Below are 15,524 nucleotides of genomic sequence, written 5' to 3'. Positions count from 1 at the left end.
AAAGGCGTTGCGCGAGGCTGCCAACAGATGTCCTTCCGAGGGCTCGCGGACTGACTACACGCACGCCAGACGACCATGCATCGAAGTTACCTAGAGAAGCGGGTCGTCAAAGGGCAGCGCAAAGGGGCAGTGTAGCCGATGGGCATACACCTGTCCACTGCGGTCTCGCTCTGCGCTCCACGTTGGACGCAGCATCGCCCGTCAGCGCCGAAACGTCAAGCCCATGACGCCCGCTTCCGCGGAACTCATGGCCGTCACGCTGGGTTTCCTTCCCCGGCGAGACCATGCGGGCCAGCCGGATCCAGACGATACCCGCGAGGCGGATCCGCTAACACTCAGTCACACCCAGGGTCGAAAGCTTGCCGGCCATCGACACTGTCGTGCCTTAAGGCATGCCCGCTGCGACCTTTGCCAAACCAAGCCTTTGCTAACGATTCAATAACGCGACACGCCGGTCCGGTACACGCATCGTCCCACGTCAGAGCGGTAGGCGCTCAGCCATTCGGGGCGTTGCCGATCAACGTTGACAGTTCGGACACGAGCCAGCGACCCTCACTTCTGACCAGGACGAACCGGGCGCGGTTCTGGACGACCTGCTTCTGGGGCTGCTTCTCGCCCGGCAACACCTTGGTCGTTCCCATGTTCATGAAGAGCAACACCTGTACCCGGTCGGCCGCGGCCGACTCGACCGCCGCCGCGGCGACCACCGCCTGCTGCACGGTCTGCTGGCGGCGCACCGTCGGCGCGAGTTTCCCGGCCAGTTCCCGGTAGTGCTCGGCCAGCCCTCCGGTGGCATAGCCGCGGGCGCGGCCCAGATCGGCGTCGATCGTCCGGTAGTCATAGGACAGCATGTCCGGCGCATAGGCGCGCGCGGCCGCCAGGGCCTCCTCGCCGGCCGCCCGGCCCGCGCGCAGCTCGCGGAGCCGGAGCGCCTCCAGGCCCGCCAGAACGGCCAGCAGGGCCGCCAGGAGCGCCAGCACGGTCACCATGACCAGGCGGCCGGTCGACCGCGGACGGCGGCGGGCACGGCGCCCCGGATGGGTCGCGGCCGGAGCGCTCACGAGACCTGCTCCAGCCGGGAGACCCACCAGGAACCGCCCACCTTGGTCACCTCGATGCTCCAGCGGTGGAATCGCTCCTGCGGCGCCGTCCTGGCGCCGTCCCAGCGGATCACCGAGTCCGCCACCACCAGCACCCGGGCGGTTCGCCGGGCACCGTCCATCGCGGCCAGACCGGCGGCGCGCACCACGCCGGTCTGGATGGCCTTGTGCCGCACCGTCACCGACTTGAGCCGGCCGGCCTCGCCGGCGTATTCCTGCCTGGCCTGACCGGTGGAGGTGTCCAGCACGCGCCGCACGTCGCGGTCGATCGTGCGGTAGTCGACGGCCATCAGGCCGAGGGCGTACCGCTCGGCCGCGCGCACGGCGGCCCGCCGGTCACCGGCCTCGGCCCGGGCCGCCGCCAGCTCGCCGCCGACCCGCAGCCAGACGAAGCCGAGGACGACCACCAGCACGGCCAGCACGGCGGGCACGACGCGGCGGGACCGGCGCGGACCGCGGGCCGCGTGCGACACCACCTGCCCGCCCCCTCCCGTCCGCGCTGCGCTACGCGACCAATCATCGGATCGACTCCGGGAGCGCGGCAACCCACATCCGGAAATGAGCGGCCCTGGCCGGGAACGCGAGAAGGGGCGGCCACCCGGCACCAGGGTGAACCGCCCCTTCTCATGGAGCGTCAGAAGCCCGCGGGCTTCGGAGCGCGGAACGTCACTTGACGGTGACGGTGGCGCCGGCGCCCTCCAGGGCGGCCTTGGCCTTCTCCGCGGCCTCCTTGTTGACCTTCTCGAGCAGCGGCTTGGGCGCGCCGTCGACGAGGTCCTTGGCCTCCTTGAGGCCGAGGCTGGTGAGCGCGCGGACCTCCTTGATGACCTGGATCTTCTTGTCGCCGGCGGCCTCGAGGATGACGTCGAACTCGTCCTGCTCCTCGGCCTCCTCGGCGGCACCGCCGGCGCCGCCGGCGGCCGGGGCCGCGGCGACCGCGACCGGCGCGGCGGCCTTGACGTCGAAGGTGTCCTCGAACAGCTTCACGAAGTCGGACAGCTCGAGGAGGGTCATCTCCTTGAACGCGTCGAGCAGCTCGTCGGTGCTGAGCTTCGCCATGGTGGTGGTTCCTCCGTATTGGTACAAAACTTGGAAACGGACCGCGGTGTGCGCCTGAATCCCCTGCTGTCGGTCGCTTTCGCGTCCGGACTACTCGCCGGCGTCCCCGCCGGTCTCGGCCCCGCCGGCCTCGTCGCGCTTGGCGCGCAGGGCCTCCACGAGCCGGGCCATGGTGGTCGGCAGCGCGTTGAACGTGGCGGCGGCCTGAGACTGCTTGGCCTTGAGCGCGCCGGCCAGCTTCGCGAGCAGGACCTCGCGCGACTCCAGGTCGGCGAGCGTCGTGATCTCGGCCGGGGTCATCGACTTGCCGTCGACGACACCGCCCTTGATGACCAGGAGGGGATTGGCCTTGGCGAAGTCACGCAGCCCCTTCGCGGCCTCGACCACGTCGCCGGTGACGAACGCGATCGCGGTCGGGCCCTGGAACAGGTCGTCCAGCGCGCTGACCCCGGCCTCGTTGGCCGCGATCTTCGACAGCGTGTTCTTCGCCACGGCGAACTTCGCATTCCCACCGAGCGTGGTGCGCAGCTCCTTGAGCTGCGCCACGGTGAGACCGCGGTACTCGGTCAGGACGGCGGCGCTCGAGCTCTCGAAGCGATCCTTGAGCTCGGCGACCGCGGTCGCCTTTTCCGCCCTCGCCATGGGCCTCCTTCCAGATGTGCCGCCGGCGATGGGCTTGGAGGGGTCCTGAAAAAGCGGAAAGGCCCCGGCGTAGGCGCACGGGGCTCACATTCGGATCATGTCGGCGCGAACGCGCGACGACCCGAGAGGAAACTCGCATCACCTACGCTGGCCACCCACTCCCGTGGATCCTTAAGCCACCAGGCGCATGGCGCGCCCGGCGACGACCGGCGGTCTTCGGCAAACAACACTGTACGCGTTCGCGGCGGAGCCGCCAAATCGGCGGGCACCGGCCCGGAGACGCCGCGGCGCACCCCGCGGTCCCGCGGGGTGCGCCTGCCGGCCGCCCGATCGACGCCGGTGCCGGCGCCGATGCCTGCGTCGTCAGCGGGTCGGCTCCGGGGTGGCCGGCACGGCCGCGCCGGTGGCACCGTCGCCGCCGGCACCGTCCCGGCCCAGCTCGCCGAGGTTACGCGGCAGGTCGCCCACCTGGTCGGCGGGCGGCGCGGTGACCTCGGCCGACTCGTTGAAGGCGGAGAACAGCGAGGTCAGTTTGAAGGTGCCCTCGGTCGCGCCGCCGTTCATCTCCACCTTGCGCGGCAGGTTGTCCGCGTCGATCCAGGCGTCGAACTTCATGTCCTTGACGCTGTCGAGCCGGCCCTGAACCTTCTGCTGCACATCCGGCGCCAGGGCCTTGACCGCCTCGGCGACGGTGAAGGTGCCCTTGTAGTGGGTGGTCTCCACCCCGCCGACCGTCTCGGTGCCCACCTTCTGGGCGTCCTTGGAGCTGGTCAGCATCTTGACGCTGGTCTGCAGGTCCACCTGCTGCGCCTGCGAGAGGTACTGGTCGACGTTCACGCCGGCGTGCTGCCCGGCCTCGGTCAGGTCGATCTTGATCCACGGCTTGGCCGCGCCGACCAGCCGGTTCAGCATGTCCACCTTGAGGTAGGCGGTGTCGCCCACCAGGATCACCCGGGCACCGCCGGCCACGTTCTGCCCACCCACGTTGATCTGGTCGAGCGTCACGTCCGAGGCCAGCTGAGGCTTCTGCCGGTAGACCATCGTGCCGCCGATCGATCCGGACCCCTCCTGCTTGGAGCTGAAGTCCAGCGCAAGCTTGGCGGTGTAGGAGGTCACGCTCTCGGCCTGCCGGGCACTCTGCTGCAGCGTCTCGGCGGCCGTCAGCTGGACGGCGCCGAGGGCGGTGGCGGAGCGCTGCGGGGCCTGGCCGCATGCCGATACCGCGATGAGCATGGCCGAGCCCGTGGCCACGACCGCGGATGTCATTCGCCGCTTCACTTCGTATCCCTTCGTGTCCCCCAGAACCTGTTTTCGAGCCTACGCCGGGGCACTACCCACCGTGCGGGGATATGTGCCTCGATTCCCGGCGGGACACCGCTCCGGCCCCGAGAAGAGGGGCATCGACCAGGGGAAAAGGCCAGATGTGAAGAAAATGGAAAGATCCCGCGCATGCCCCGGGAGACGGTGACCGGCACCGAATAACCGCCCGGAAAACGACATGAAGCGAAGGAATGTCCGGACATGCCGAGGGCCGGGCACGTCATGCGTGCCCGGCCCTCGGTGCCGTTCGATCAGGCGTCGAGCTCGGCGGTGATGCCACGCGTCACGTTCGGGTCGACCGGGATGCCCGGGCCCATGGACGTGGAGAAGGTGACCTTCTTCAGGTAGCGGCCCTTGGCCGCCGACGGCTTGAGCCGGACGATCTCGTCCAGCGCGGCGGCGTAGTTCTCCAGCAGCTGACGCTCGGGGAAGGACACCTTGCCGATGATGAAGTGCAGGTTCGCGTGCCGGTCGACCCGGAACTCGATCTTGCCGCCCTTGATGTCGGACACGGCCTTGGCCACGTCCGGCGTCACGGTGCCGGTCTTGGGGTTGGGCATCAGGCCGCGCGGGCCGAGCACCCGCCCGAGGCGGCCCACCTTGCCCATCAGGTCGGGCGTGGCCACCACGGCGTCGAACTCGTTGAGCCGGTTGCCCTTGGAGATCTCGTCGATCAGCTCGTCGGCGCCGACGATGTCGGCGCCCGCGGCGCGGGCCTCCTCGGCACGGTTACCGGTCGCGAAGACCAGGACCCGGGCGGTCTTGCCGGTGCCGTGCGGAAGGTTGACGGTGCCGCGGACCATCTGGTCGGCCTTGCGGGGGTCGACGCCCAGCCGCAGGGCCACCTCGACGGTGGCGTCGAACTTGGTGACCGAGGTGGACTTGGCCAGCTTGGCGGCCTCGGCCGGGCTGTGGAGCTGCTCTGCGTCGAACTGCGCGACGGCATTGCGGTAGGTCTTGCTGCGCTTCACTTCATCTCCTCGTGGAGTCTGTGGTCGCGGGCCGCGCCGGCCCTCCCACGGGTGTCTTCAGGTAGGCCGGCTCAGTCGGCGATCGTGATGCCCATGGACCGGGCGGTGCCGGCGATGATCTTCTCGGCCGCCTCGATGTCGTTGGCGTTGAGATCGGGCATCTTCGTCTCGGCGATCTGCCGCAGCTGGTCCTTGGTGAGCTTGCCCACCTTGTCGCGTGCGGGGTTGGCGCTCGCCTTGTCGACGCCCGCGGCCTTCTTGATCAGCTCAGGCGCCGGCGGCGTCTTGGTGACGAAGGTGAAGCTGCGGTCTTCGAAGATGGTGATCTCGACGGGGATGATGTTGCCCCGCTGGGCCTCGGTCGCAGCGTTGTACTGCTTGACGAAGTCCATGATGTTGACGCCGTGCGGGCCGAGGGCGGTACCGACCGGCGGCGCGGGCGTGGCCTGGCCGGCGGGCAGCTGGACCTTGACCAGGGCCGCGATCTTCTTCTTTGGAGGCATTCTCTACTCCGGGTCCTTGACTTCTCAGGCGCCCCCACCGGGCGTGGAAGCGCCGCCCCGGGCATGCCACGGCCGGGAGCCGGGCCGCTCGGGATGCACCCGCGGGCGGTGGAAGTCCGATCCGCGGGGACGATTCATCAGTGTATGCGCGCGGCCGCGGCGCGGCCGCCGGTCGGGCTCAGATCTTGGAGACCTGGTTGAACGACAGCTCGACCGGAGTCTCGCGGCCGAAGATCGAGACCAGGACCTTGAGCTTCTGCGACTCGGCGCTGATCTCGCTGACCGTGGCGGGCAGCGTGGCGAACGGGCCGTCCATGACGGTGACCGACTCGCCGACCTCGAAGTCGACGGTCGCCGCGGTGGTCTTGGCCGCGGTGGTCTTCGCCTGTTCGGTCGGCTCGGGCGCCAGCAGCTTGGCCACCTCGTCCAGGCTCAGCGGGCTGGGCCGGTTGGACAGGCCGACGAACCCGGTGACGCCGGGGGTGTTGCGGACCGCCGACCACGACTCGTCGGTGAGCTCCATGCGCACCAGCACGTAACCGGGCAGCACGCGCTCCTTGACCGGGGTGCGCTTTCCGCCCTTGATCTCGGTGACGGTGTGCGTCGGCACCTCGACCTGGAAGAGGTAGTCCTCCATGTTGAGCGACTGGGTGCGGGTCTCGATGTTGGACTTCACCCGGTTCTCGTAGCCCGCGTAGGAGTGGATGACGTACCACTCGCCGGGCAGGCCGCGCATGGAGCGCTTGAACTCCTCGACCGGGTCGACGTCGGGCATGACGTCACCGTCGGCGTCGACGACACCGGCCGGCGCGGCGGCGTCCTCGCCCTCCGCGCCTTCTTCGCCCTCTTCGCCGCCCTCCGCGGGCTCGGCGAGCTCCGCGGACTCGGCGGTCAGGTCGGCGGCGTCGTTCGCGCCGGGCACGCCGGCCGTGCCGGGAACCCCGGATTCACCGGACTCCTCGGTGCTCTCGATCGCCTCTTCCGGCGCGCCCTCCCACTCTTCGCGGGATGCGCCGGCCGACAGTGGGGACTCGGACACGGTGACTCTTTCTTCTCTCGTCGATGGTGCGGTCTTGTGCCCTCGATGCCGAGGGCGGCGGTCGCGCGGTGGCCGGCTCGATCAGCCGAAGACCGCGAGCACACCCTTGGTGAGCAGGTAGTCCAGCCCGGACACGATGCCGACCATGATCAAGACAAAGACGAGGACGATCGTGGTGTAGCTGATCAGATCCTTGCGCGTGGGCCAGATGACCTTGCGCAGCTCGGCGACGACCTGCCGATAGAAGAGAGCGGGAGACGTGCGCTTCTTAGCGGGCCGGCCAGTGCTCGGCCTGTCCGCGGCCTCGCCGCGAGTGTCGATCGCCACAGTCCTCACCTGCTCCGTCGTTCCTACGCAACTTTCGGCGGCATACACGCCATCGGTGCGCGGACCGCACTCCGCAGGGCACGAGGGACTCGAACCCCCAACCGCCGGTTTTGGAGACCGGTGCGCTACCAATTGCGCTAGTGCCCTCTGCCGTGACCCAGCTTACCCGTCCGCACGATCCGGGGGCGCGCCGCTCACTAGTTGCAGAAGTGTACGGGGGAATGCCGCCCACGTCGAACCGACTCAGCCGGCACGTCCCGCCTTTTCTCCACCGTCCCACATCATGGATGCGCGGCGGTGACGGCACGGCCGGTCTGGAAACATGGAACACATGACCCGTTCTCGCATCTCAGCGCGCATCTCCGCGATTTCCGAGTCCGCCACGCTGGCGGTGGACGCGAAGGCCAAGGCGATGAAGGCCGCCGGGCGCCCGGTCATCGGCTTCGGCGCCGGAGAGCCGGACTTCCCGACGCCCGACTACATCGTCGCGGCCGCGGTCGAGGCGTGCGGGAACCCCAGGTTCCACAAGTACACCCCGGCCGGCGGCCTGCCCGAGCTGAGGCAGGCGATCGCCGACAAGACCCTGCGCGACTCCGGATACCAGGTGGACGCCGCGCAGGTGCTGGTCACCAACGGCGGCAAGCAGGCGGTCTACGAGGCCTTCGCGACCCTGCTCGACCCGGGCGACGAGGTGCTGGTCGTGGCGCCCTACTGGACGACCTACCCCGAGGCGATCAAGTTGGCCGGCGGCGTCCAGGTCGACGTGGTGACCGACGAGACCACCGGCTACCTCGCCTCGGTCGAGCAGTTGGAGGCGGCGCGCACCGAGCGCACCAAGGTGCTGCTGTTCGTCTCCCCGTCCAATCCGACCGGCGCGGTGTACCCGCCCGAGCAGGTGGCCGAGATCGGCCGCTGGGCGGCCGGGCACGGCCTGTGGGTGGTCACCGACGAGATCTACGAGCATCTCGTCTACGGGGACACCGCCTTCACCAGCATCGCGACCGCCACGCCGGAGCTGGGCGACCGCGTCGTCGTACTGAACGGCGTGGCCAAGACCTACGCGATGACCGGCTGGCGGGTGGGCTGGCTGATCGGCCCGAAGGACGTGGTGAAGGCGGCCACCAACCTGCAGTCGCACGCCACGTCCAACGTCTCCAACGTCGCGCAGGCGGCGGCGCTGGCCGCGGTCTCCGGCGACCTGTCGGCGGTGGCCCGCATGCGCGAGGCGTTCGACCGCCGCCGGCGGACCATGGTGCGGATGCTCAACGAGATCCCCGGCGTGGTCTGCCCAGAGCCGCACGGCGCGTTCTACGTCTACCCGTCGGTCAAGGCGCTGCTCGGCAAGGAGATCCGCGGCCGGCGGCCCGCGACGTCCGCCGAGCTGGCCGAGGTGATCCTGGAGGAGGCCGAGGTGGCGCTGGTGCCGGGTGAGGCGTTCGGCACCCCCGGCTACTTCCGGCTCTCCTACGCGCTGGGCGACGACGATCTGGCCGAGGGCGTCGGCCGGCTGGCCAAGCTGCTCGCCGAGGCCCGCTGAACGGCGGCGTCCGCGAGGGCGCGGCGCCTCAGGGCGCCGCGCCGGGTCAGGACACCGTGAGCCTCTCGATGACCACCGGGCGCCGGGGGGCGTTGGAGCCCTCGCCGCGGGCATCGGCCATGGGGTCGCCGCGGAACGGGATGAAACCGCCCCTGGCGATCCGGTCGACCACGTCCATGCCCCGCACGACCTTCCCGAACGGCGTGTACGCGGCTCCGCCCGCCGCCAGCTGGTCGTTGTCGTCGGCGAAGGAGATCCAGAACTGGCTGCCGTTGGAGTTGGCCTGCTCGGGTCCCTGGGCCATGGCGACCGTGCCCCGGGTGTAGCGCATGCCGCCCAGATTCTCGTCGTCGAACAGGTAGCCGGGGCCGCCGGTGCCGTCCGCGGCGGACCTGCCGTCGCCCTTGGCCAGCGGGTCGCCGCACTGCAGCATGCCGAGTCCGGTGGCCTCCGGGGTGGCCAGGCGGTGGCAGCGGGTGCCGTCGAAGTAGTGCTCGGCCGCCAGGAAGCGGAACGAGTTGACCGTGCACGGCGCCTGCGCGGCGGCCAGCTCGATCACGATGGTCCCCCGGTTGGTGACGATCTTCATGGTGCCGGGCCGGCCGTCGGGCCGGGCCGGCGGCAGCCCCACCTTCTTGACCCGTCCGCCGTCGTCCCGGCGGTAGCGGCAGGTCACGGCCGGTACGGGTGGGGGGACCGCGGCCGGGCCGGTCGCGCCTGTGGTGGCGGTGGTCGCGGTGGTGGCGGGTCCGGCCATCACCGCCGGCTCGTCCGGCCCGCCGCGCTGCAGGGTGGTGGAGATCGGAAACCCGGCGGCGACCACCGCGGTGAGGACTCCGGCACCGGCGGTGCGTGCCCGGACCGTCCGCCGCCGGTGGGCGGCCCGCACCGCGGAGCCCAGCCCGGCCGGCGCCCGTACCTCGGCGACCTCGGCGGACATGGCGTCCCTGAGCGATTCCTCGATGTTCATACCGGCGTCCCCTCCAGGGCGCCGATCCGCGCCCGCATCCTGGCCAGCCCGCGCGCGGCCTGGCTCTTGACCGTCCCGGTCGAGCAGCCCAGCAGGGCCGCGGTCGCGGTTTCGGACATGTCCTCCCAATAACGCAGCACCACCACCGCCCGCATGCGGGCCGGCAGGAGCCGTAATTCGGCCAGCAGGACGTCCCGCAGCTCCGGGTCCAACTCCGGCGCGGCCGTGTCCGGCGGACGGGCGAAGGCGATCTCCTGGAGCACCCGGCGGCGCCGGGTCCGCGAGATGGCCAGGTTGACCACCACCCGGCGCACGTACGCCTCCGGGTTGTCGTGCCGGATGCGCGGCCAGTGGCGGTACACCTTCTCCAGCGCCCCCTGCACCAGGTCCTCGGCGTCGTGCCTGGTGGCACCGCATACCAGCACCGCGGTGCGGAGCAGGGCGGTGCTGCGGGCGGCCAGGAACTCGTCGAAGGCCGCCTCGTCGTCTTCCGTCATGCGCGAATCCCCTTTCGCCCCTCCCAACGCGCGGCGGGCCCGCGAGGTTGACAGGGATTCCCGCACCGGCGACCGGCCGGGGTACGGCAAAATATGGAGATGCCACGCCCGCTTGACGCGCTGCCGAAAGCGCACCTCCACCTGCACTTCACCGGCTCCATGCGGCATTCCACGCTCCTGGAGCTCGCCGCCGAGCACGGCGTCCACCTGCCGGACGCCCTGGTGCAGGACTGGCCGCCGAAACTACGGGCGACCGACGAGCGGGGCTGGTTCCGCTTCCAGCGGCTGTACGACATCGCGCGCTCGGTGTTGCGCCGCGAGCAGGACGTGTACCGGCTGCTGCGCGAGGCCGCGGCCGACGAGGCGGCCGAGGGGTCGCGGTGGCTGGAGATCCAGGTGGACCCCTCCGGTTACGCCCAGCGGTTCGGCGGGCTGACGGCCACCCTGGAGCTGGTGCTGGACGCCGCCGGCCGGGCCGCCCGGGAGTCCGGGACCGGCATCGGGGTGATCGTCGCGGCGAACCGCACCCGGCATCCGCTGGACGCCAAGACGCTCGCCCGCCTCGCCACCCAGTACGTGGACCGCGGGGTGGTCGGGTTCGGGCTGTCCAACGACGAGCGCCGGGGCCGGGCCCGCGACTTCGACGGGGCGTTCCGCATCGCCAAGCGGGCCGGGCTGCTCGCGGTGCCGCACGGCGGCGAGCTGTCCGGCGCGGCCAGCGTGGCCGAGTGCGTGGACGACCTGGCGGCCGACCGGGTCGGGCACGGCATCCGCGCCGCGGAGTCCGGGCGGTTGCTGGACCGCCTGGCCGACCGGCAGATCACCTGCGAGGTATGCCCGACGTCCAACGTGGGCCTGGGGGTGGCCACCGGGGCCGCCGAGCTGCCGGTCCGGCGGCTGTTCGACGCCGGGGTGCCGATCGCGCTCGGCGCCGACGATCCGCTGCTGTTCGGGGCGCGGCTGCTGCCGCAGTACGAGCTGGCCCGCGAGGTGTACGGCTTCACCGACGCCGAGGTCGCCGAGCTGGCCCGGCAGTCCGTCCGCGCGTCCGCCGCCCCGGAGGCGTACCGCAAGGAGCTGCTGGCGGCGATCGACGGCTGGCTCGTCACCGGTGACGCCGCCCGCCTCCCCGCCTGAGCCGTACCCGGCGCGACGCCCGGCGCGGTGCGCGCCGGGCGTCGCGGGTGGTGCGTGCCGGGTCAGCCGGCGTGGATGTAGATCTCGCTGAAGACCTCGGCGAGCTTGTTCAGATCGTCGGTGACGCTCTTCTCGGCGTCGCCGGCGTCGAAGGTGACCGCCAGGCGGTTGAGCCCCTTGCGGGCCTGGAGGGCCTTCCACATGTTGTTGGTCTTCAGTCCTTCGTCCAGGATCCGCCAGACGGCGCCGTCCCAGTTCTGCCGGTGGGTCCACAGGGTGACCGTCTGGACGCCGGCCTGCAGCGGCAGGTCGACGCGCAGCTTGGCGGCGGCCTCGGCCTGGGCGGCGGTCAGCTTGTCGGCGCCGCTGTGCGCCATGCCGACCTCCCGGGCACCGATGTGCACCCGGGTGTCCCAGCCGCGGGCCCGGATGCCGATCCACTGGTTGCGCAGCGCCTTGTCTGGAGTGATCTTCCACTTGGCGTACTCGCCGGAGAACAGGCCGCTGGAGACGTTGACGTGGTCGACGTCCCCGGTGAGCACGTACTTCTCGACGTTCGCCCGGGTGATCAGCGGGTACTTGCCGCGCAGCGCGGCCTGGCAGGGCTCGGAGGCGCCGCAGCCCATCTCGGGCACCACCACGTCCACCGCGAGCTGCCTGCCCGCCGGCATGGCGGCGCGCAGCGCGGCGGAGGCGTCCTTGACGAACCGGCGCACGTCGTCGCTCTTCTTGAAGCCCCAGTAGCCGAGATCCTGGGCGAACTTGACGCCGACGACCCCGGGGCGGCCCGCCTGCGCGGCCAGGTTGGCGACGGCCGTCTGGAACTGGTCCTTGCCCGCGGTCCAGGCCGGGGCCAGCTCGCTCTCGATCCAGACCCGCATGCCCAGCTTGACCGCGGCGGCGGCGGCCTGGCCGGTGGTGTCGTCCGGCGGGGCGGCCGTCTTCTTCGTGGTGTTCTGGTCGTTCTGCGGGCGCTGGTTGTTCTGAGGGTTCTGCTGCTGGTCGTTCTGGGTCTTCTGCGAGTTCTGGTCGTTCCGCGGCTCGGCGGTCGCCTCCGGCGCGGTCTCGGTGGTGTCGGTCGGGCCGGTGGTGTCGGCCTGCGGGTCCTCTACCGAGCGCGGCTCGGCGGTCGTGTCCAGCGGCACGGCGGTCGGATCCGCCTGGTCGCGTGGCGCGCTCTGCCCGGAGGGGTCACCCTCCTGCCCGTCGCCCTCGGCCGGTGCCGCGGTGCCGTCCGTCCCGGATGTTCCGGACGTCCCGGACGTCCCCGAATCGGTGCCGCCGGTGGCGGACCCGTCGTGGGAGCAGTCGAACTCGCCGCCCAGGCAGGCCTTCTCCGGCGGGTTGGTGACGTTGCCCGCGGTGTCCTTGCAGACGTACTTGCCGGCACTGTGGTCGTACTTGCACAGCACCTGGTCCTTGTCGGCGCAGCCCTGCAGGATCGGGCCCTTGTTGTTCTTGTCCTTGCAGAAGATGACCGGCCCCGGGTAGGGCGGCGCCTCCTTCATCCGGGCGCCGTCGTTCTCCGCCCAGAACTTCACCACGTCCAGGGCGTCCTCGGGGGTCTTGGACATCCACGAGCAGTACATGGACTCGGCGGTGTTCGGGCCGAGGATCTCGTCACAGTCGCCGTTGTCGGCGCCCGTGGTCGTCTCGCCGCTGGCGAAGGCCAGATTCGTCGAGATGGCGACGGTCAGCGTGACGGGCACGGTAAGGAGCACCGCGATCAGCGCGATGATCCACTCGCGTTTGCGAAGCCGGGGCATACGCGGTCTCTCCTCGATGTCAGAGCGGTTTGGGGCAGTACTTCTGATAGATCACGTTCACGCCGACACTGCCGGACCCCTTGGTGCCTTTGTTGTCGCCGGACCAGGAGATGGAGATGTAGCCGCTGATGGGTTTCTCGCAGTCGCCGTAGCTCCCGGCGGGCGGGCTGACGGTGAACCGGAAGGTGGTGCTCTGTCCGTCGGACACGCTCCCACCGTCGTCGGCACTGACCGGAGCGGAGGCGCTGGCGTTGAACGAGATGTTGCCGCGGACCGACCGCACGCTCACCGTTCCCGACCGGCCCAGGCCGACGTCCACCGTGCTGGTCGTGACGGCGAACTCCGGCGGGGGCGGGGGTGGCGGCGGGGGTGGCGGCGGCGCGGTGGTCTTCTGCTGCTTGGCCTCCGGCTGGGAGGAGGTCGCGCTCGGCTTGGGCGAGCTGCGCGGCGCGTTGCTGGACCGCGGCGGCGGCGGGGCGTCCGGCCCGTTGTTCCCGGTCGGCGCGGCGGTGCGCCGGGGCTTGACGGTCGGGGTGGCCGTGGGCCGGGCACCGGACGGCGGCGGCACGTTCGGCACCGTCACGCCGGGACGGGGCGCCGCGGTGCCGGCACCGGACGCGGCGGGGGTCGCGAGGCCGGGGCCGCCGGTGGCGCCGGGCGGGGGCGGGCTGTCGACCAGCGGCGGCAGCGACTCGCCGGGGGTGACCACGATCGTGCCGCCGGCCGCCTCCACGTCGACCGGGCGCTGCGGAGCGCCCGGGTTGAAGATGAGGGACCAGATGACTCCGGTACAGACCACCGAGGCCCCGGTGACGAGCGCGATCCGGCCCCAGCGGATGCGGCTTTCGGGGTCGTCGGCGTCCGGGTCGGGCTCCCAGAACTCAGGGGGCGGCGCGGCGCCCTCGGCGCGCTCGGGAGTGAAGCCCTCCTCCACGGTGAGCGGCGCCTCGGCGGGAGGCGGGTCCTCCAGCGCGTCGGGCTGCACGGGGAAGCCGTCGGGGTGCCAGCTCTCGGTGCGCGTCTCGGCGGCGGTGTAGGAGGCGTCCGCGCCGGCGAAGAGACGCTCGGCCGGCGCCGGGCTGGCCAGGATGGGGATGCGGGTCATCAGCGCGGTGACCGCCACGCCCGATTCGGCCGCGTCGCACTCCTTGCAGGAGCGGATGTGCCGGCTGATGTGGGCGCGCAGCAGGCGGGTGGGCGACTCGGCCCACGACTTCACCAGCCCGGGTAAGACCGCGCAGCGCGGCTCGGCGCCGCGGGCGTCCATGACGGCCGCCAGCCACTGCTCGGCGTGCCGCCGGCCCTGGCGGGCCGCGCCTTCCACCGCGTCCAGCGGGATGTCCAGGACGCGGGCCACCTCGTCGGGCTTCAGGCCGTGCCGCAGGGTGAGGTCGATGATCTCCCGCTCGCGCGGCTCCAGGCAGGCCAGCACCTCGACGGCCAGCTCGGGGGAGCCGCCGCGGCCCTGCCGGGCGTAGGAGCCCTTGTGGGCCACCCCGGCCAGCCTGGCCTGGCACTCGGCGCGGGCCAGGGCGTACATCCAGGCGCGCAGCCGGGTGGCGTCGTACAGCCGGTCGGTGTGGGCCACGGCCCCGTACAGCGCGCCGACGGTCGCCGACAGGGCGTCCTCGTCGTCGAGCATGCCGCGGCAGTAATCGTAGAGATGATCGCCGTACTCGCGGCAGAGCCGCTCCAGCGCCGCGGGATCATCCCTCCTGAGCACAGGGATCAGCTCTCCTGACATAGTTGCAAATGATAAAACCGGGTCCAGTAAAGCAGTCAGAAGAATACGGGAGTACTCGGCGGCGTCTCATATCACTTTTGTTACATAACAACCTTCTATACTCTGTTGACTACCTTCTGGTGCATAAGCCGACATGAAGGCACATCTAGTGGCGTTCCTCTAGGATGTGCGAGCATCCGACGTCGATCCCCGCCTCCGGAGACGAACACGTGCGAGACAGCTGGGACGATCCTTCTTCACCTCGACGTCGCCCGCCGTACGCGAAGGATTCCACCGGCATCGGCTCCACCCCCGGCGCCGCGCCGGCACCCGGCGGTCCGCGGCAGGAGCCTCCCGTCCCGCCGGCCGGCGTGACCCGGCAGGACCGCTGGCGCGACTGGGACACCGACCCCGACGCCGGGTTCGACGACGAGGAAGAGCCGATCCTGCTGCGGCTGGGCCGCGGGCGTCGCGGGCCGATCGTCGTCGGGCTGGCCATCGTCGCCGCGGTGACCGCCGGCATCTGGCTCGCCTGGCCCGGGCAGGACCCGCCGGCCGGCCCGGCCGCCGGATCGCGGCCTCCCGCCCCGGCCCCCGCCACCTCCGCCTTCGACCCGGGCGTGGAGTCGCCGCCGCCCCCGCCGATCGCGTCCGTCACCACCACCGGGCCTAGTCCGGCCGGGCGGCGGGACCGGCGGACCGCGGCACCCCCGCCTCCCCGCGCCTCGGCGTCCCGGCCACCATCCCCGTCACCGAGCCGGCGCACCACATCGCGGCCGACCAGGCGCCCGGTGGCGACGACCGGGCCGACCGCTCCCCCGCCGCCCCCCTCGTCCCGGCCGCCTGGCCGGCCCTCGTCCCGCCCCACCGCGACCCGGCTGCCCGACACCGGCCCGACCGCTCCCCCGCCGCCGCCGGGCGGCTGACCGCCGC

At 71.5% G+C, this 15,524-nt stretch carries 16 protein-coding genes and 1 tRNA gene; 3 read left to right on the top strand and 14 right to left on the bottom strand.

Annotation, left to right across the window (positions count from 1 at the left end; translation table 11 throughout):
- Window positions 1–494 precede the first annotated feature (494 nt).
- The 10 genes from Sru01_RS23855 to Sru01_RS23810 all read right to left on the bottom strand — a co-directional run bounded on the left by Sru01_RS23855 (window position 495) and on the right by Sru01_RS23810 (window position 7,108).
- On the bottom strand, window positions 495–989 hold the full coding sequence (locus tag Sru01_RS23855; protein ID WP_203989985.1) for an Rv1363c family protein: 495 nt from the start codon (window positions 987–989) through the stop codon (window positions 495–497).
- A gap of 68 nt (window positions 990–1,057) precedes the next feature.
- Entirely contained in the window at window positions 1,058–1,576 is a 519-nt protein-coding gene (locus Sru01_RS23850) for an Rv1363c family protein (protein ID WP_203989984.1), read from the bottom strand.
- Between the two features lie 190 nt (window positions 1,577–1,766).
- Window positions 1,767–2,159 carry a 50S ribosomal protein L7/L12 gene (gene rplL / locus Sru01_RS23845; RefSeq protein ID WP_203989983.1) on the bottom strand — a complete coding sequence of 131 codons (393 nt, stop codon included), beginning with the start codon at window positions 2,157–2,159 and terminating at the stop codon, window positions 1,767–1,769.
- Between the two features lie 90 nt (window positions 2,160–2,249).
- On the bottom strand, window positions 2,250–2,801 hold the full coding sequence (gene rplJ / locus Sru01_RS23840) for a 50S ribosomal protein L10 (RefSeq protein ID WP_203989982.1): 552 nt from the start codon (window positions 2,799–2,801) through the stop codon (window positions 2,250–2,252).
- Window positions 2,802–3,164: 363 nt separating this feature from the next.
- Window positions 3,165–4,067, bottom strand: coding sequence for an SCO4651 family lipoprotein (locus Sru01_RS23835; RefSeq protein WP_203989981.1), 903 nt, complete (start codon window positions 4,065–4,067; stop codon window positions 3,165–3,167).
- A 305-nt stretch (window positions 4,068–4,372) separates the two neighbouring features.
- Window positions 4,373–5,092, bottom strand: a complete 720-nt coding sequence (gene rplA / locus Sru01_RS23830; RefSeq protein ID WP_203989975.1) for a 50S ribosomal protein L1 — start codon at window positions 5,090–5,092, stop codon at window positions 4,373–4,375.
- 71 nt (window positions 5,093–5,163) lie between these two features.
- Entirely contained in the window at window positions 5,164–5,595 is a 432-nt protein-coding gene (rplK, locus tag Sru01_RS23825; protein WP_203989974.1) for a 50S ribosomal protein L11, read from the bottom strand.
- A gap of 178 nt (window positions 5,596–5,773) precedes the next feature.
- Complete coding sequence (nusG, locus tag Sru01_RS23820; protein ID WP_203989973.1) at window positions 5,774–6,634, bottom strand: transcription termination/antitermination protein NusG; 861 nt, start codon at window positions 6,632–6,634, stop codon at window positions 5,774–5,776.
- A gap of 81 nt (window positions 6,635–6,715) precedes the next feature.
- Entirely contained in the window at window positions 6,716–6,961 is a 246-nt protein-coding gene (gene secE / locus Sru01_RS23815; protein WP_203989972.1) for a preprotein translocase subunit SecE, read from the bottom strand.
- Window positions 6,962–7,035: 74 nt separating this feature from the next.
- Window positions 7,036–7,108 (bottom strand) — tRNA-Trp (locus Sru01_RS23810).
- Window positions 7,109–7,283: 175 nt separating this feature from the next.
- Here Sru01_RS23810 and Sru01_RS23805 point away from each other — a divergent pair.
- On the top strand, window positions 7,284–8,498 hold the full coding sequence (locus Sru01_RS23805; protein ID WP_203989971.1) for a pyridoxal phosphate-dependent aminotransferase: 1,215 nt from the start codon (window positions 7,284–7,286) through the stop codon (window positions 8,496–8,498).
- A 46-nt stretch (window positions 8,499–8,544) separates the two neighbouring features.
- Here Sru01_RS23805 and Sru01_RS23800 read toward each other — a convergent pair whose 3' ends face one another.
- Together Sru01_RS23800 and Sru01_RS23795 are read right to left on the bottom strand one after the other, a co-directional pair.
- Window positions 8,545–9,468, bottom strand: coding sequence for a peptidylprolyl isomerase (locus tag Sru01_RS23800; protein ID WP_239137682.1), 924 nt, complete (start codon window positions 9,466–9,468; stop codon window positions 8,545–8,547).
- A complete protein-coding gene (locus Sru01_RS23795) occupies window positions 9,465–9,965 on the bottom strand; it encodes a SigE family RNA polymerase sigma factor (RefSeq protein ID WP_203989970.1) in 501 nt (166 codons plus the stop codon). The genes Sru01_RS23800 and Sru01_RS23795 overlap by 4 nt, the downstream gene beginning before the upstream one ends.
- Before the next feature lie 93 nt (window positions 9,966–10,058).
- Between Sru01_RS23795 and Sru01_RS23790 the strand changes: the two genes are divergently transcribed.
- Window positions 10,059–11,102, top strand: a complete 1,044-nt coding sequence (locus tag Sru01_RS23790; protein ID WP_203989969.1) for an adenosine deaminase — start codon at window positions 10,059–10,061, stop codon at window positions 11,100–11,102.
- A gap of 62 nt (window positions 11,103–11,164) precedes the next feature.
- Here Sru01_RS23790 and Sru01_RS23785 read toward each other — a convergent pair whose 3' ends face one another.
- On the bottom strand, window positions 11,165–12,868 hold the full coding sequence (locus Sru01_RS23785) for a hypothetical protein (protein ID WP_203989968.1): 1,704 nt from the start codon (window positions 12,866–12,868) through the stop codon (window positions 11,165–11,167).
- Between the two features lie 19 nt (window positions 12,869–12,887).
- On the bottom strand, window positions 12,888–14,612 hold the full coding sequence (locus tag Sru01_RS23780; protein ID WP_203989966.1) for an RNA polymerase sigma factor: 1,725 nt from the start codon (window positions 14,610–14,612) through the stop codon (window positions 12,888–12,890).
- A gap of 209 nt (window positions 14,613–14,821) precedes the next feature.
- On the opposite strand from Sru01_RS23780, the gene Sru01_RS23775 reads away from it, so the two are divergent.
- The gene (locus Sru01_RS23775) at window positions 14,822–15,517 is read left to right on the top strand and encodes a hypothetical protein (RefSeq protein ID WP_203989964.1); all 696 of its coding nucleotides are present in this window, start codon (window positions 14,822–14,824) and stop codon (window positions 15,515–15,517) included.
- Window positions 15,518–15,524: the final 7 nt, after the last annotated feature.

It is taken from the genome of Sphaerisporangium rufum (genome assembly GCF_016863395.1).
Taxonomy (GTDB): Bacteria; Actinomycetota; Actinomycetes; order Streptosporangiales; family Streptosporangiaceae; genus Sphaerisporangium; species Sphaerisporangium rufum.
This window is presented reverse-complemented; position numbering and strand designations above follow the sequence as displayed.